Source organism: Novosphingobium barchaimii LL02 (assembly GCF_001046635.1).
In the GTDB taxonomy this organism is placed as follows: domain Bacteria; phylum Pseudomonadota; class Alphaproteobacteria; order Sphingomonadales; family Sphingomonadaceae; genus Novosphingobium; species Novosphingobium barchaimii.
The window spans coordinates 229,201-246,758 of the sequence record NZ_KQ130452.1 but is presented as its reverse complement, the minus strand read 5'-3'; the positions used below and the strand labels follow the sequence as shown (position 1 = coordinate 246,758).

Below are 17,558 nucleotides of genomic sequence, written 5' to 3'. Positions count from 1 at the left end.
ATTCATGACTCTTTCAGGACAGTCGTGCTGTTATTAAGATCCGATATTTATGTCACTTCAAAACAACCGTACCGTCATACCTGAAAAGAGCGAACCAGGTCCGGCCCGGTCTGCGGCGTGCTTGGTGTCGCCATGGCCCGCAGCCGCGCACCGATCGATGCCATGACCGCTGCCTGCACCCGCGCCCGGTCGGAACCGGCCGGAATGCCCAGCCACTCTGCAAACTGGACGTGGACGTTTTCCGCCCGGCGGCGGCGCATATCGATCGCGAAGGGCCGGAAAGCCGGGTCTGCCAACGCCGTCAGCGCGCACTCGTGAGTCAGCCGCACGATTTCCGCATGGGCGGGCGTCGCCGCTCTGGTCGACCGGATTTCGCTGCGCATCCGGCGATAGAGCGTCTCGACACCGGCAAAGAGAATGTCGCGGTGCGCGGGAAAATGGTGCGCGACGCTGGAGGTCGCCGTGCCCGATACTTGCGCGACGGCGCGGTGCGACAGGCCGCCGACACCCTGGCTGGAAATGAGGTCGGCGATATGATCCGCCAGCACCGCCTTGTTTCCCTCAGGCACTTTCGCCGTCGCATCGTGCGCGGGACCGGCGGGCACCGCCAGCCGGTCTACCAGCGCCATGTGCCAGGCGCTGGCATCGCCCGGGCACGCCTGACCCTGCCCCAATTCGCGCAGCATCCCCCGCACGGTCGAATGGCGCAGCAGCCGGTAGTCGGTCTCACCCGCAAGCAGGATCGAGAACGGCTGTTCGTCGAGGCAATAGCTGGCGATGAAAAGCGCTAAGGGCCCTGCTTTGGGCGAGGCGCGAAGCAGGTCCCGCCACAGCGCTTCGCCATGGTCCAGCAAGGCTGCCATCCCTGGCAATGCCGCCGGATCGCGGCTGGCGAGCAGGGCCAGTTCACAGGTAACGATGGCCGAGACGCGCCGCGCCCCCGCGCCCTCGTCCAGCCATTCGCAGATGAGATCGGCCAGAATGCCGGTCGCCACCGGATCAAGTCCGCCCAGCCGTTCGCGCCACTGCGCGCTGGTGGCGGCCATAAGCTCGATCTCGCGCTCGGCGATCGCGGCGATCAGCGCGGCGCGGTCGCCGATGCGGTAGCTGATCGAACCCACCGAAGTCCCCGCCTCTTCGGCCACGGTGCGCAGGCTCATCCCAGACAGGCCCTTTGTCGCCACGACCTTGCGCGCGGCATCGACGATGGAGGAATTGTCCTGCGCCGGCCGGGCGCTGCTGCGATCGTTGGGGGTCGTCATGGCGCTATCCATATCGCGCAGCGCTCGCCAGTCCAGCGCCGCGCGGTGGGCTACTCAGCCAGCGAACGCCAGCGGCGCATCTCCCGGCGACCAGGGCGCGGGGCGTACCATGATCGCGGCGAACAGGTCCGATGCAAGATGCCCCGCCAGCCATGCCTGAAGATGGGTCAGCGGCTGGGCGTCGAACCAGCCCCGGTCGACGGCGGCGAACTGGCGCACGAAAGGCATGATCGCCGCATCGGTGATGCCGCGCGCATCGCCGCAAAGCTGGGGCGACGCGGCCAGCCGCGTATCGAGTTCGCGCAGAAACGCCGCGCCGCTTTCCCGGTGCATGGCAGGATCGCCCTCATGACGCTCGGGGTATTTGTAGCGGTCGAGGTCGTGCTTGAACGGGCCGTCATTGGCGGCGATCAGCGCCTCGTCATCACGCGCCAGCCAGCCTTCGGGATCGCTGCGGCCCAGTGCCCAGCGCATGATGTCGATGCTCTGCTCGATCACCGCGCCGCCGGGCAGCACCAGCACCGGCACCGTCCCCTTGGGCGAGGCCTCCAGCATCGCGGCGGGCTTGGCAGATAGCTTGATCTCGCGCAGTTCGCACCGCGATCCGCTGACCATCACCGCCAGCCGCGCCCGCATCGCATAAGGGCAGCGGCGAAAGCTGTAGAGGATCGGCTCAATCAACGCCGCGCACCGCGCCCACATGGGCAACCCCGCGCATCGCGGCGAGGGCTTCCTGGCGGTGGCGTTCGCGGTAGGAGGCGCGCTGTTCGTCGCTGCGCTCGGCGTGGCAGGCGGGGCAGCTCACCCCTTCCTCGAACAGCGGCGAGGCTTGATCTTCCGCGTTCACCGGGCGGCGGCAGGCGTGGCACAGGGCATGGCTACCCGGCGTCAGCCCGTGGCCGATGGTCACCCGCTGGTCGAACACGAAACATTCGCCGCGCCACAGGCTGTCTTCCTCCGGCACCGTTTCCAGATACTTCAGGATGCCGCCCTTGAGGTGATAGACGTCGTCCACGCCCTCCTGCTTGAGGAAGGCGGTCGATTTCTCGCAGCGGATGCCGCCGGTGCAGAACATCGCCACCTTGGGCGGTTTCCCCTCCCCCAGCAGCCGCTCGCGTTCGGAGCGGAACCATTCGGGGAAGTCGCGGAAGGTGGCGGTCTTCGGGTCGATCGCGCCTTCGAAGGTGCCGACCGCCACTTCGTAATCGTTGCGGGTATCGATCACGATGGTGTCCGGGTCCGCGATCAGGGCGTTCCAGTCCTGCGGCTCGACATAGGTGCCAACGACCGCCAGCGGGTCGATGTCCGGCTCGCCCATCGTCACGATCTCGCGCTTGAGGCGCACTTTCATGCGGTGGAACGGCATCGTCTCCGCGCCCGAAAGCTTGACGTCGAGGTCCGCGCAGTCCGGCAGGGTGCGGATATGGGCCAGCACCGCGTCGATGCCCGCAGGGGTGCCCGCGATGGTGCCGTTGATGCCTTCGTGGGCAAGCAGCAGCGTGCCGCGGATGCCATGGTCGCGGCACAGGCTTTCCAGGGGCGCGCGCAGGGCGGCGCAGTCCTCGAAGCGGGTGAAGCGATACAGGGCGGCCACGCGGACTTGGTCATGCATGGCGCGCCCATAGCGCGATTGCGAGGCAAAGGGGAGGCCTTCCTCCCCTCCCCGGTTTGGGGCGAAATGACCTAAGCGGCCGACAGTGCATGGATCGGCAAAAGCGCCGCGCCCAGCGTGATCGGCGAGCCGCGCACGTTCGACACCTGCACCGGAGGGCGCCGGTCGTTGACGGTGGTGACCAGGTCCGCGCGGTGCAGTCGGTCGGCAAGGCCTTGCAGGATTTCGCCCGGCAAGGCCCCTGCCAGCACGATCGCACCGGGGTCCAGCCATGCGAAGGCGGTGTTGCTAACCACTTCGAGCTGGCGCGCCGCGCGGTCCATCCAGGCCTCGATAACCGGGCGCTGGCTGGCGGCGGCCGGGTCGATATCGGCCACCGAGGATACGTCGCACCCGCTCGCCCGCAAGGTGGAGAGCAGGTCCAGCGGGCTGGGTCTGGGCCGGTCGCCGGGGAACAGGCAGCCAACCTCTCCCGCCACGCCGAACTGCCCCCGCACCAACCGCCCGTCGACGATCACCCCCGCGCCGATACCGTAGCCCAGCAGCAGCACCACCACGGTCGAGAAATCGCGCATCAACCCGCCAAGGTAGAACTCGGCGATCGCGGCGACGTTGGCGTCGTTTTCGATCCACAGCGGCCAGCCCAGTTCGGCGCTGAGGATTTCGCGCAAGGGCGCCGCGCGCCAGCCGGGCATGTCGTCCACCACGCTCCAGCGGTCGTTATCGGGGGAAAGCGAAGGCCCCGGCACCGCCACGCCCAGCCCCAGCATCCGCCGCCCGAGCAAGTGGTGCCGGTCCACCAGATCATGCGTGACCATGCGCACCCGCCGCGCGAACTCGACCGGGTCGATCGGCGCGATATCCTCGCGGTGGGCGGCGATGGTGTCTCCGGCGAAGTCCACCAGCGCGATGTCGAGCACGCCCTTGTGGGCCGTGGCGCCGACCGCATAGCCGCCCTTCGAGGCCAGCCGCAGCGGAACCGCCGGGCGCCCTCGCCCCTGCGCTTCGATGTCGTGCACTTCCTCGACCACGCCCAGGTTGAGCATATCGCGCGAGATGCGGGTCAGCGCCGTGCCGCTGATCTCCAGCCGCGCCGCCAGCGCCGAACGCGACAATGGCCCCGCCTTGCGCAGTTCATGGATGATGCGCCGCTGGTCCTTGTCGAATGCGGGTATCTGCATGGCGTTGTCTCCTGAGCGGCGCGGTTAAGGCCAATCGACATTCACAAGGTTTGCCCCTCAGATATCCTCATCCTGAACTTGTCTCAGGATCCATCTATCCGATCGAGCGGCGGCGATAGCGGCGAAATGGACCCTGAGCCAAAGGCCAGCGCAGCTAAACAAGTTCAGGGTAACGGTGCGGGTGACGGTGCGGGTGACGGTGCGAGTGGGCGGAGAGGTTGGACGGCGGGCGGCGCGGTTAGGCCAATCGAGATTCAACTTTGTTGATCAATCCGGCTTTCCCGTACTCCACTCCGTCACCCTGAACTTGTTTCAGGGTCCATCTCGCGATGGGCACGGCAGCCTGATCGGGGAGATGGACCCTAAACCAAGTTCAGTATGACGAAACGAAAATGGCAAAATCAAATCTCCTTCGCATCGCTAGAACCTATTATTTATTTTCACAACAATAATTAAAAACGTCACATTGAGCGACCATTGGCGGCCCGTCGCCGATCAGGCGGCACCGATATTCATGAGGGGCCCCATGCTCAAAACCGTTCTCGCCACCGGAACCGCGCTTGCCGCGATCTGCACCGTTTCCATCGCGCCCGCCTATGCGCAGAGCGCCGCCGCTCCCGCCGCCGAAGCGGAAAGCGCGCCCCAGGGCGACGACATCATCGTCACCGGCTCGACCCGCGCCCAGCGCCGCTTCGAGGCCAGCTACGCGATCAACACCGTGTCGCAGGAAGATTTCGAGAAGATCGCCCCGGTCAACTTCGCGGACCTGATCGGCCAGCTCCCCGGCTTCCAGACCGAGATCACCGGCGGCGAAGTGCAGAACATCTACCGCATTCGCGGCCTGCCCAACGACGGCGGCTTCGTCAGCTTCCAGCAGGACGGCCTGCCGCTGTTCCACGAGAACGACGGCGTGTTCTTCCGCGGCGACGCGATCCTCAAGCAGGATCTGATGACCGACCACGTCGAAGTGGTGCGCGGCGGTCCGGCCCCGGTCTATGCCAGCTACTCGGGCGCGATCATCAACGCCATCACCGTCACCGGCAGCGACGTGGCGCGCGGCAAGGCGCAGGTGACGCTGGGCGACACCGGCCTTTACCGGCTTGACGCCTACCAGGCCGGCGCGCTGGGCGAAAAGACCTATTACGCCGTGGGCGGCTTCATGCGCTATCACGACGGTTACCGCGACAACGGCTTTGCCAACGACAAGGGTGGGCAGATCCGCGCCAACATCAAGCACGAAACGGACAACGGCTTCATCAAGCTGAACGTCAACTACGTCAACGATCACAACGCCTTCTACCTGCCGATCCCGACCAAAAACCCGCTGACCGGCGAATCGCTGGACAAGTACATCGACTATTTCGAAGGCACGATGAACTCGCCCGCCTTCCGCAACGTCAATCTGAAGTACCGCGACGGCAACGGCGTGATCCAGAGCCGTAACAGCGACCTCTCCGACGGCCGCCACATGCAGATGATCAACGTCGGCGCGCAGTACGAGGGCGACTTCGACGGGTGGCTGGTCTCCGCCAAAGCCGGCTACACGCAGGGCAAGCTGGACTTCACCGCGTTCTATTCGACCACCAACCCGGCCGATCCCGCAGCCTTCGCCAGCGGCTATCAGGCCCGCGCCACCACTGCTTTCGGCGCCGTCGATCACTTCGGCTACGTGCTGGCCGGCACCAACACGGTCTATGATCCCTATGCCGCTTCGGGCCTTGTCATGCAGGGCCAGTACCGCGACATCCACTCGAAGTTCTATTCGGCCCAGACCAACCTCTCGGTCGCGAAGAAGTTCGAGACCGGCTTCGGCAGCCACGACATCAAGCTGGGCCTTTACGGCAGCCTCTACGGCGAAGACAGCAAGACGCTTTACCAGAACTACCTGATCGAGGTTGCCGGCCAGCCGCGCACGCTGGACCTGGTGGCCTACAACGCCGCCGGCACCGCGATCGGCACCGTCACCGACAACGGCGTGCTCAACTATGCCGCGACGCTCAACCAGGGCGATTCGGATGCGAAGATGTACGCCGTCTACGCGAACGACACCTGGGAGATCGTCCCGGGCCTGCGCATCGATGCCGGCATCCGCCACGAACGCTACAACTACAAGGGCTGGGCCGCGCTGACCGAGGCCGCCAACCTAGGTGACACCACCACTCTGGCCGACGACAGCACGCGGGCCTTCACCGGCGTGATCCTGAACCAGAAGCTCAAGACCCACGCCACCAACTGGACGGTCGGCGCCAACTACGATTTCAACAATCACATCGGCGTCTACGGCCGCGCCTCGCACCTTGAAACGCCGCCCAGCGTGCAGACGGTGATGAGCATCAACCCGACCATCATCACCACCAAGGCCGACCAGTTCGAAGTGGGCCTCAAGCTGGCCTCGGGCCGCTCGTACCTTTACGTGACGGGCTTCTACACCAACTTCGACCCGCTCAACGCCTCGTTCCTGGCGTTCGACCCCACCACAGGCCGTAACGACGTGAACATCCCCTTCATCGGCGAAGCCAAGGTCAAGGGCGTGGAATTCGACGGTGCATGGTCGGTGACGCCGTGGTTCACCCTGAACGGCGCACTCACCGTCAGCGATCCCAAGTACAAGAGCTTCGCCAGCTCCACCGGCGCCGACCCTGAGCAGGTGGAAGGCAACCAGATCGTGCGCCAGCCCAAGGTATACGGCAACATCCGCCCCAGCTTCGACTTCACCACGAACGGCACCGACGTGTCGATCTATGGCCGCTACACCTACATGGGCAAGCGCTTCGTCGACCTCTACAACAACACCGCGCTGCCTTCCTACGGCACCGTCGGCGCGGGCCTGACGCTGCGCCGCGGCACCTGGCAGCTTCAGGTGGTGGGCGACAACCTGTTCAACGCCCACGGCCTGACCGAAGGCAATACCCGCACCGACTCGCTGAGCGGCCAGGGCAGCGCCGAGGCGATCTACGGCCGTCCGATCTTCGGCCGCAACTTCCGCCTCGTCATCGGCAAGTCCTGGTGATGGGACGCGGCCCAGCGCGCGCCGCGGCGTCGATCATCGCTATGGCTGCGCTTTCCCTTACGTCGGTCCCGGCTTGTGCCGGGGCTGAAAGGGACACCGTGACGGAAAGCCTGTCAGGGCGACTGTTCCCGCTGCTCGACACGCTGGGCCGCGATCCTGCCGCTCTGGACGCGCTCAAGGCGCGCCCGGAAGTGGCGACGATGCTGCAAGCCCGCGCCGCGCGGCGCGAGGCCTGCGCGCAGAACCTCGTCTGCACCGCGCAGGCCATGGTCTGGACGGCGCAAGAAACCGAAGCGCTGGCCAGGACTTTGGCTGACGCGGCGCAGGCATCCGCATCGACGGCGGATGACGGCGCCGCCGCGCAGGCCCGCCGCGAGATCGAGGGCATCAACACGGTCGTGCGTACGTATGGTCTTGGCCAGCCTGCCGGTTACGCCCAGATCGACGGCGCCGGCATGGTCGATCCGCAGGAAATCCAGTCGCGCCTGCAGGCGGCCGTTTGGCTGGCCCAGACCCCGCGCGGCAATTCCGCGCAAGGCCTCGACCCCAGCGCGGACTTCGCCCTCGCCCTGCTCGACGGCAGCGACCGCACTGACGCGATCGGCTTCGAACCGCTGACCGGGGGCCTCAACGCCCCAGCCATGAAGCGCGCGAAATCGCTCGACTGGAAGCGCTGGCGCTACAGCGCGATGATCGTCACCGGGGTCGGTCCCGAAGTGGAGGGCATGGCGCTCAGCCCCTTCGGCAAGTACCACCTGCGCCTTGCCGCGAACCGTTTCGCAAGCGGGGACGCGCCCTTCATCATCGTCACCGGCGGCCGCGCCCACCCGCGCGCCACGCCCTTCACCGAGGCGGTGGAGATGCGCAAGGCCCTGATGACACGCTACGGCGTGCCCGCCGATGCCATCCTGATCGAGCCTTACGCCCGCCACACCACCACCAACCTGCGCAATGCCACGCGCCTGCTGATGACGATGGGCGCGCCGCTGGAGAAGAACACGCTGATCGTGTGCAATCCGGGCCAGAGCGCGGCCATCTCAAGCCCCCAGTTCGTCCAGCGCAACCTGACCGAACTGGGCTACGAGCCGGGCAAGGTCGGCCAGCGCCTTTCCCCCACGGAGCTGGAATTCAGCCCCTCCCCCCTATCGGCCCGCGTCGACCCGCGCGACCCGCTGGACCCCTGATCCCGCTGACCCTTACCCCCCTCAACCCGTCACCCTGAACTTGTTTCAGGGTCCATCGTGCCGAACAGCCCGCCGTGTGAACCGCGAAATCGACCCTGAAACAAGTTCAGGGTGACGCCGTGTCAGGCGGCAGGGAAATGGCCCTCGCGATCGACCTGCCATCACAACGGAGCCTCTCATGCGCCTCACCGCCCTCGCCGCCGTCAGCGCCATCGCGCTTGCCCCCACCGCCGCGTTCGCCTGGGGCCAGACCGCCCATGCGGTGATCGACCGCGCCGCGATCGAGGCGATCCCCGCCGATGGCCCGGTGTTCCTGCGCAAGTACGAGGACTATATCGCCGCCTCGGCCACCCAGCCCGACGCATGGCGCGGCGATTCCGAAAACTTCTCCAAGATCGAGGAAGACCCCAACCACGGCTGGTTCCGCGAGCAGTTCACCTTCGTGAAGCCGATCCCGCGCTCGCGCTACGAATTCGTGATCGCGCTCTACAAGCAGTACGAGAAGATCAAGGACAGCGACCCAAGCGCCGCCGCGCGCACTAATGTGCGCTGGACCGGCACCCTGCCCTATGCCGCGATCGAGGCCTATGACCGCATCGTGGTGTGCATGCGCCAGGTCCGCGCGGCGCAAACAGCCGGCACGGACGCTACCGTGGCCGAGCAGAACTGCGCCTTCGATGTGTTCCGCATGGGCCACTACATCGGCGACGGCGCCAATCCGATGCACGATTCGGTCAACAGCGACGGCTGGCGCGGCGCCAATCCGCACGGCTACACCACCGACCGCACCGTCCACGGCCGCTTCGAAAGCAAGTTCGTCGACGGCATCGGCCTCACCGTGGCGGACATCGCCCCGCGCATCCCCGCGCCCGGCCATGTCGAGGGCGACATGTTCGACGCCGTGCTGGCCTATCTCGACCGGTCGGGCGACAAGATGGAAAGCGTCTACAAGCTGGAAAAGCGCGACGGTTTCGCGAAGTTCACCGACAAGGACGTGCGCGAGATGGTCTATGAACGCACCAGCGCGGGCGCGGCGATGCTGCGCGACATGCTCTGCCGCGCCTGGGCCGAAAGCGCATCGCCGCCGGCCAAGGTCGTGCCCTCGCCGATCGATTTCGCCAATCCGAAGTTCAACCCGGAAACCGGTTCCGCGCCGGACTGAACCGCCTTTCGCGTGCTCCTGCGCGAAAGCGCGGCGAGCACGCGGGCATGGCGCGCATGGCCGATGTCGAAGCGGCGCAGCAGGAATACAGCGCCCACGCACCCGGCAATCGGCAGGCCGAGGCCCAGCGCCACCATTCCCGTGTCGACCAGCGCCGTCTGGTCCGTGCCCGGCACATAGCCAAGCCAGCCCAGCGACCAGCCGATCAGCGCGGTCGCCGCCGCGCCGCTTGCCTTCACGGCGACGAGGTAGAACGCGAAAAGCCCCGTCTCCAGCCGCCGCCCGTGGCGCAGCGTCACGAAATCCACGGTATCCGCCAGCAGGCCCCAGGGCAGCATGTAGACGCTGGCGAAACCGAAGCCGATCAGCCCCGCGCAGACCGGCAGGGCGCCGGGCCATCGCAGGCACAGCGCGAACGCCGCCATGCCCACCGCACTGACGCCGTGGCCCATCGCCAGCAGCCCGCTCTTGTCGAACCGGCTGGTCAGCGATGTCCACGCCAGCACCCCCGCGAACTGCCCGGCGGTCAACGCCAGCAGCAGCGTGGAGACAAGGTCGGGCCGGTCCACCACGTAGGTGGCGATGTAAAGGATCATCCGTCCGAAAGTCGGCACGGCAAAGCCGGTTATCAGCGCCAGCAGCCCCATGCCCAGAACCAGCCGGTTGCGCAGCGGCACCGAGATCGCATCCTGCGCGGCCGCCTCCGGCCGATCGGCAACGGGGCCGGATGTCACCACGCAGACCACCATGGTCAGCGCGAACAGCGTGCCCGCGACGATGCCCACGCTGGCCAACCGGTCAAAAGCGCCTTCCCGCCCCGCCCCTTGCACCAGCGGAGCAAGGACCATGGCGACCGCCAGCGAACTCGCCGTGCTGAACAGCAAACGGTAGCCCGAGACGCGGCCCCGCGCGCGGCTGTCGGTGGTGATCTGGGCCATCAGCGCGTTGTGCGGCACGTCGATCACCGCATAGGCCCCGCGAAAAACCAGCAGCGCGGCGGCAAGCATCCAGCCCTCGCGCGCACCGGCGGCGGGCATGGCATAAAGCACCGCGAAGGCCGCCGCGCAGGGCAGCGCGCCGGCCACCACCAGCCAGCGATACCCCCTCCCTGCCTGCCGTTGGCGGATCACCAGCCTCGCCGCCAGCAGATCGAACGCAAGGTCTCCCGCCACCGCCACCAGCATCAGCGTGCCCGCTGCCGTGGCGGACAGGCCCAGTAGGTCGGTCAGCAGGAACAGGATGGTCAGGTCGGCCCCGGCAAAGACCAGGCCCTTGCCGAAGTTGCCCGAGGAGTAGGCGAACAGCCGACCCTCGCGCGCCAGCACCGCAAGCGCAGGTCCGCGCCGTTCGGATTTCGAAGTCAGGAACCGCATGTGTAATACCAGCCAGCATGGGCGGGCAGCCGCCACGCTTTGAGGCTCCTAGTGCGGTATTCTTACATTGATGCGACGGTGAGCTGGCAAAAACGGCGGCCCGCCGGGTGTCCCGTTACCGGGAGCCTGACGGGCCGCAGGAGGGTGGCTGGTCAAGACCATGCCGCAGCTATCAGTCCGCCGGAGCGGCCGGCGCGGCGTCGCTGCCGGAAAGCAGCACGCCGTTGAACAGGAACTTGAAGGTGGCGAAAGGCTGGCCGCGCTGGGTCACTTCCGGGCCCATCAGGAATACGCGGCCCTTGCCCAGGCTGCCCTCGACGATGCCCGCGCCGCCGTTGAGCATCTTCTGCCCCCAGGCCCAGCCGGACACGAGCGCATCGTCCTTGTCGAACCAGCTGACCTTGCGGACGGACGGCCCGTCCAGTCTGAACACCGGGTTGTTGTTGTAGAACAGGTTGACCGTGGGTGCGACGCCGAAGGCCAGGGGATCGCTGCTGTCGACTTTCGCGCTCAGCACCGATCCGGGGACGTAATATTTGGTGGAAGGCACCCGCACCGGCTTGCCGTCCGGGCCATCGGGCGCCAGCAGATTGCTGACCGGCAGGCCCAGCGCCTCGCCCATGCGGCTGGCATTGCCCACCGCGATCACCGTGCCGCCATCCTTGGCGAACGCGGCGACCTGCGGCAGCGTTTTCGCTTCGGTGATCCTGCCCAGCATCTTGCTATAAGCTGCGGGTATATCGGCGGCGGCGGGCTGATCGCGGGAGAAGCCATCCTCGCGGCCAAGCACGTCGCTCTGGAATATCAGCACATCGTACTTGGAACGCAAGGCGCCCTTGTCCAGCGCCTGCGGGTAGACCAGTTCGTAGGGGAATTCGTACTGCTCGAAGATCCAGCGCGTCCAGCCCGAGGCCATCGACCCGCCGTAGACATCGACAAGGCCGATCTTCACCGGTTTCAGCGCCACTGCCTCGCCCACCGGACGCGCGGCAAGGGCATGGGCATCGAAGCCCAGCGGGCCAACCGCCGCCGCGACGATCGCATCCGCCCTGGCTGACGCGGGCACCCACAGCGCGCCGGGCGCCAGCGTCCTGCCATCGACCGGGGTTGCCGCCTTCAGCCAGAACACCGGCAGCCCGGCCTTCAGCAGGCGGTTGGAAAGCGTGTAGCTGTTATTGACCGCGTGATCGACGACATAGCCGGCCTTGCCCGAGCCAACGATCCTGCCGGCGGGCGGCGCGGCGATCACGTCGGGGATCAGCGGAAATGCCGGCGGCGGCGCATCCAGCACGCGGTCGAAGGCGACGTTCATCTGCAGCGCCAGGGTATAGCCGGTGACGTCGTAGGGCTTGATCGGCGGGCCGCCTTCATAGGCGAAGTCCTGCGGGTGGTCCTGCGGCTCGAACATGTCGAGGACGTGCGGGCGGAACGCCTGATCGCTGCGCACCACATAGCTCCCGGCCGGATAAGTCTTTCCCGCGAAGCTGAAGGCGGCCGGGGCCTGCTGCACTTCGATGCCGGTCTTGATGAGGGCATTGAGAAAACGCACCGTGGTGGGCAGGTCCGCCTGGGTATCGGCCGGGATGATATAGGCGCGCGGCGCGCGTTTCTCGGGCGCATTGAGGACGGTCTTGTAAAGCGCGGCAGGCACGACCTTCTCGTTGCCCCAGCCACCCGCCAGTTCATCCTTGCCCGGCGGCGGCAGCTTCCTTGCCTCGTCCTTCACCGCCTCGATCCGCTTGGGGGTGACGATCCAGCTGTCCTGGCTGCCCTTGGCGATCTGGTTGCGGCCCATGATGTAGCGGTTGTACTGGATCGTCTCGCGATAGCGCGAGGCATAGTCGAGGATCGCCCGGTCCATCTCCTTCACGTAGTCCAGCGACTGCTGGAAGTGCCAGTCCTGCGGGGCGATCGGCAGCACTTCGTCCTGACGGGGCAGCTGGTTGTCAGGCACCAGCGGAATCTTCATCGGCGTGGGATTGCCGATGATCTCGGTCAGAATGCCGATCTGGTTGTGGAAGTAGCCGATGGTGCGGATGCCGCCGTTGAACCATGTCGAATAGGGCGCGCCGGACCGCATCACCGAACCGCCCTTGCCCTGCGCCACAAGGCGCGCGTGCATCATTTCGCCCACCACGTCGGTCTGGTTGATGACCAGCGGTTCGTTGTTGAAGTTATAGGGATCGCGGAACGGCGGAATGAACACCACCGCCCCCAGCGGCCCGGTCTGGTGCTGGTTGTAGAGGATCTGCGGGAACCACTCGCGGTAACCCGCCCGGTTCATGTTGGTCGTCTCGGCCTGGGTGGAGGCGAAGCTGTCGCGGTTGTTATCGTGGCCGATGTACTTCTGGTAGAGGACGGGGATCGAATCCGTGCTCAGCTTGCGCGGATTGCTCATGTACCAGTCGGCGACCAGTTCCAGGCCGTCCGGGTTGGCGAAGACGAACAGCATGATATCGTCGCCCAGCAGGCGCAGCGTCTCGGGATCGTTGCGGGTGAGCATCTCGTGGATGATCTGCACATGGCTCTGCGCGTTGACGATCTCGCTGGCGTGCAGGCCGGCGTCCATCCAGATCATCGCCTTGCCCTGGGCCGCCAGCTTGTGCGCGGCGGCGTCGTCCAGCCCCCTGGCAAGCGCCAGTTGCTGCGCGATCCGGCGGTACGTTTCCAGATTGCGGATGTTATCCGGCGAGGAGACGATGGCCATGTACTGTTCGCGGCCCTCCTCGGTCTTGCCGATGCTGACCACCTTGATGCGGTCGCTTTCAGCGGCGACTTTCGTCAGCCAGCTTGAAATCTTGGTGTAGTTGGCAAGGAAGTAGTCGGCGCCGACCTTGCCGCCCACGACGGTTTCGGGCGCGGTTATGCTGGCGCTGGTCGGCGGGGCGTCCTGCGCGGCGGCCGCCCCTCCCCCCAGCGGGACCGCAAGACACGTGGCGGCAAGCAGAAGGCTGCGGCGAGGTGAACGGCAGGACATGGCATCACTCCTTGGCACGCGGCAGCCTGGCTCATGGCCGGCCGGCGCTGTTCATCCGGGGGGGCAGGCATAGTGCGGGGGCGAGCCATGCAAGGCCCGCCCCCGAGGACATCAGCGCGCCTGTGCGAGGGTCAGCACGGTGGCGAGGCCGACGCCCATGTTCTTGAGGTCTTCAGGCGGGTTCATCTTCATCCCTTCCTCCAGCGAATGGGCGCGGAAGGTCTCGAAGCCGGAGCCTAGCGTCACCGCCTCGACCCCCAGGCTCATCGGGATGTTGCTGTCGGTCGAACCGGCGCCGTATTTGGGCTCCACGCCCGAGGCCCTGGCGGCGGCGCCCGCCACCTTGATGATCCGCGCGGTTTCCGGCGTGCTGCCAACCGGGCGGTCACCGATCAGCTTGGCGTCATAGGTGATCTTGCCCTTGGCGGTGGAACGCGCGGCGTTCTCCTGCGCAACGGCGCCGGGCAGCAGGCCAAGAAAGGCCTTCTCCTCGGCGTCGAGTTCGGGCTTGCCGTTGGAACGCATGTCGATCGTCATCGCGGTGGAGAACGGGATCGAGTTCACCGACGTGCCGCCTTCGAGGATGCCGATGTTGTAGACCGTCTTGGGTTCCGCCGGGGCCTTGAGCTTGCCGAAGGCGACCATGGCGTTACCCATCGCGAAGGCCGGGCTGACTATGCCGAAATCGCCCATCGAATGGCCGCCGGGTCCATTGAAGGTCACCTTGTAGCGGCGCGATCCGGTGCCGGCATTGGTGATCCGTCCCGGCTGGCCCGGCTCGAACGAGATGAAGTACTTGATCTTGTCCTTGTACTTGCCCTTCGAGAACAGATGGCGGGTGCCGCGCAGGTCGCCCGGGCCTTCCTCGCCGACATTGCCCATGAACAGGATGTCCGCCTTGGTGGTGAAACCGGCGCGGTTCATGGCGCGAATGAAGGCCAGCTGCACCGGCAGGCTGCTGGTATCGTCGCCGATGCCGGGGGCGTAAAGGCCATTGCCTTCGCGGCGCACCTTCACATTGGTTCCGGCGGGAAACACCGTATCGAGGTGCGCGGTGACGACGATCAGCGGACCGCCTCCCGTTCCCTTGCGCATGCCCATGACATTGCCGACTTCGTCCATCTCCACATCGGTCAGGCCCTCGGCCTTGAGCATCGCCATATAGGCATTGCCGCGCGCGGTTTCCTTGAACGGCGGAGCCTCGATCTCGGTCAGGGTGATGATGTCCTGGATGATCGTGTCGTAATCGCTCTTGAGCGAGGCCTGGGCCTTGGCGAACTTGGCGCTGGCAATGAGGCTGGCGGCGGCCTTGTCCTCAGGCGTGGGCGCGGCATGAGCAGCGGCGGAGGTCAGGGCTGCGGCGCCAAGCAGGGCGGGCATGATCTTGCTATGCATTTTTTCGAGTCCTCATCAGAACTTGGATGTGATCGTGGCGCCCACGGTGCGCGGAGCAGTCGTGGCGTAATAGTCGGGTACACCCGTGGCGCTGGTGATCGTATTCACGCCGATCTTGTCGAAGACGTTGCGCACGTAGAGGAACACACCCAGGTTGTCCTTCTGGAAGCCGGCACGCAAGTTGACGCTGCTGTACTTCCCGAATTCGCGATAGTTGATGTTGGTCGTGCGCAACTGCGAGGTCATCTTGCCGGTGTAGGTCCAGTCTGCGCGCACCATGCCGGAGAAGTCCGCGAAGGCGGGGAAGTTGTATTCCACGCCGGCGCTGGCGGTGGTGCGCGGGATCAGCGGAAGGATATCGCCCTTGCGGCCCGATGCGGTCACCTCGGCGCTGATCTGGTCCTCGGTCAGGCGAGGCTTGAGGTAGTGGAAGCTGGCGTTCAGGAACAGGCCAGGCAAGGGGATCGCGCTTGCCTCTGCCTCAACGCCCTCGATCCGCGCCGAACCCACGTTACCGATGTACGAGAAGTTGCCGTAAGTCGCCTGAACCGAGGTTTGCAGGTTGTTCCAGTCGATCCGGTAACCGTCCACGTTGAAGGTCAGCTTGCGGTCGAACCACTGGGTCTTCAGGCCGATCTCGTAGTTCCACAGCGAGTCCGCCGCATAAGTCTGCGCCGATGCCGGAATGCCCGGCGTCAGGTTCGCGCCGCCCGGACGAAAGCCCTGCGATGCGGTAGCATAGGCCATGATGTCGGGCGTGATCTTCAGCTCGGCGTTGAACTTCTTGATGAGCCCGTTGGCATTGGCGGTGATTTCCGAATAGGCGGTAGGCACCTGGCCGTTGAAGTAGTTATAGCCCAGGTTCATGCCGCCCACGGTCTTCTTGTAATCGTAGTAGCGCAGGCCCACGGTGACCGTCAGCGGCTCGAAGAAACGGTAGCTCAACTCGCCATAAGCGGCCATCTGCTTCACTTCGTCGGTGACGTAACGTGAACCCAGGTCGACGAAAGGCTGCTGCATTTCGCCGGTCGCGGGAACGCCAGCGAACACCGCCGTATCCACGCGGTCGTTACGATCCTCGCGGAACACGCCCAGGGTATAACCCAAAGGCCCGCTGCCGCTGGAGCTGAGGCGCAGTTCGTTGACGAAGTTGCGCACGAAGCGCGGCTGGTAATTGCCGATGGGCTGCTGCGAGGCCGCCCAGCTCTGGTAGTCGGCACGCAGCTGCGCCGAAGTCAGGCCGCCCGCACCTGTTGCGCAGGTGCTGGAACTGGTCGTCGATCCCGCGCTGCCCTGCTGTAGCGCCGATCCGGCGAAGGTATTCTGGAACAGGCCGCAATAGCGGTTCGACGCGGCGATGCTGGCGTAATTGTCCGAGTTGTCGTTGGTCTGGCGCACATCCCAGCGGTAGAACGAATTCGCCAGTGTCAGGGTACCGATCCCGGTCTCCCACTTGGTGTCCAGCGCATAGACCTGCAGCTTGTCGTAAGCCGGCGAGGCGATCTTCTGCTGCGAGATGAATTCGCCCACCGACGGCGCCCACTGCGACGTACCTCCGAACTTCTGCGTCTGCACGATCCCCATCAGGTTGAACTGGAGGGTATCGGTGGGATGGAAGCCCACCTGCACGCGAGCACCTTCGAGGACCGAGCGGTTGAGATCCTTGCGGCCGATCGTCGGATCGTCGACATAGCCGGGGTTCTGCTGGCGATAGAGAACCGCGCGCACGCCCAGCATGTCGCTGATAAGCGGCACGTTGACCGCGCCCTTGAGCGAATAGCCGAAGCCGCCATGCTTCACCGTCTCGGCGCCCAGTTCGGTGGCGCCTTCATATTCGGTGAGGTTGGGCTTCTTGAAGATCACGCGCAAGGTGCCGCCCATCGACCCCGAACCGTAGAGCGTGCCCTGCGGCCCGCGCAGCACCTCGACGCGCTCGACATCGAAGAGGTTGAGGTTGGGGGTCACGCCCGATGGATCGGAAGTGGTGCCCGCAGGCCCGGTCAGCGGGGTTTCGCCGTAATAGAGGCCCACGGTGCTTTCACCGGCGGTCTGGATGCCGCGGATGGAGATGCGGGTGCGCCCGGATTCGCCCGAGATCAGGTTGAGGCCCGGCACCTGCCGCGCAATGTCGGCGATGCCCGTCGCGCCCAGGTTCTGCAGCGACTTTTCCGAAAGCGCGGTGATGGCGACCGGCGTATCCTGCACGCGGGTGGAGCGCCGCAGTGCGGTGACGACGATATCGCCCACGCCCTCGGATGCGGATTCCTGCGGCGCCGCCATATCCTGGGCCTGCGCCAGGCCCGGCACAAGCGCGGAAGCGGACACGGAAAGGTAGAATGCTACGCGACCGAAGTGAGTGGCCATGCTTGCCCCCTGTTTGCAAGCCGATCCGATCCCCGCAG

At 65.9% G+C, this 17,558-nt stretch carries 10 protein-coding genes and 1 pseudogene; 3 read left to right on the top strand and 8 right to left on the bottom strand.

The window, feature by feature from the left end:
* Positions 1 to 74: 74 nt before the first annotated feature.
* From V474_RS01200 to V474_RS01185, 4 genes are all read right to left on the bottom strand, one after another.
* Positions 75 to 1,262 carry a TetR/AcrR family transcriptional regulator gene (locus V474_RS01200; RefSeq protein WP_059149749.1) on the bottom strand — a complete coding sequence of 396 codons (1,188 nt, stop codon included), beginning with the start codon at positions 1,260 to 1,262 and terminating at the stop codon, positions 75 to 77.
* A 54-nt stretch (positions 1,263 to 1,316) separates the two neighbouring features.
* Positions 1,317 to 1,943 carry a glutathione S-transferase gene (locus tag V474_RS01195; protein ID WP_236710499.1) on the bottom strand — a complete coding sequence of 209 codons (627 nt, stop codon included), beginning with the start codon at positions 1,941 to 1,943 and terminating at the stop codon, positions 1,317 to 1,319.
* A complete protein-coding gene (gene trhO / locus V474_RS01190) occupies positions 1,936 to 2,874 on the bottom strand; it encodes an oxygen-dependent tRNA uridine(34) hydroxylase TrhO (RefSeq protein ID WP_059149748.1) in 939 nt (312 codons plus the stop codon). Before trhO ends, V474_RS01195 begins: the two co-directional genes overlap by 8 nt.
* A 71-nt stretch (positions 2,875 to 2,945) precedes the next feature.
* On the bottom strand, positions 2,946 to 4,055 hold the full coding sequence (locus V474_RS01185) for an ROK family transcriptional regulator (protein ID WP_059149747.1): 1,110 nt from the start codon (positions 4,053 to 4,055) through the stop codon (positions 2,946 to 2,948).
* A 526-nt stretch (positions 4,056 to 4,581) separates the two neighbouring features.
* On the opposite strand from V474_RS01185, the gene V474_RS01180 reads away from it, so the two are divergent.
* From V474_RS01180 to V474_RS26455, 3 genes are all read left to right on the top strand, one after another.
* Positions 4,582 to 7,065: a TonB-dependent receptor gene (locus V474_RS01180; RefSeq protein ID WP_059149746.1), complete on the top strand. Its 2,484-nt coding sequence runs from the start codon at positions 4,582 to 4,584 to the stop codon at positions 7,063 to 7,065.
* Positions 7,066 to 7,163: 98 nt separating this feature from the next.
* On the top strand, positions 7,164 to 8,249 hold the full coding sequence (locus V474_RS01175; RefSeq protein ID WP_236710497.1) for a YdcF family protein: 1,086 nt from the start codon (positions 7,164 to 7,166) through the stop codon (positions 8,247 to 8,249).
* Positions 8,250 to 8,427: 178 nt separating this feature from the next.
* The gene (locus V474_RS26455) at positions 8,428 to 9,411 is read left to right on the top strand and encodes a phospholipase C/P1 nuclease family protein (protein ID WP_236710495.1); all 984 of its coding nucleotides are present in this window, start codon (positions 8,428 to 8,430) and stop codon (positions 9,409 to 9,411) included.
* A gap of 71 nt (positions 9,412 to 9,482) precedes the next feature.
* On the opposite strand, the pseudogene V474_RS01165 reads toward V474_RS26455, so the two are convergent.
* From V474_RS01165 to V474_RS01150, 4 genes and pseudogenes are all read right to left on the bottom strand, one after another.
* Positions 9,483 to 10,784: pseudogene (locus V474_RS01165) on the bottom strand (MFS transporter); the annotation flags it as partial.
* 172 nt (positions 10,785 to 10,956) lie between these two features.
* A complete protein-coding gene (locus V474_RS01160) occupies positions 10,957 to 13,761 on the bottom strand; it encodes a M14 metallopeptidase family protein (protein WP_059149743.1) in 2,805 nt (934 codons plus the stop codon).
* Positions 13,762 to 13,872: 111 nt separating this feature from the next.
* Positions 13,873 to 15,156, bottom strand: coding sequence for a M20/M25/M40 family metallo-hydrolase (locus V474_RS01155; RefSeq protein WP_148649248.1), 1,284 nt, complete (start codon positions 15,154 to 15,156; stop codon positions 13,873 to 13,875).
* 15 nt (positions 15,157 to 15,171) lie between these two features.
* Entirely contained in the window at positions 15,172 to 17,520 is a 2,349-nt protein-coding gene (locus V474_RS01150; protein ID WP_059149742.1) for a TonB-dependent receptor, read from the bottom strand.
* Positions 17,521 to 17,558: the final 38 nt, after the last annotated feature.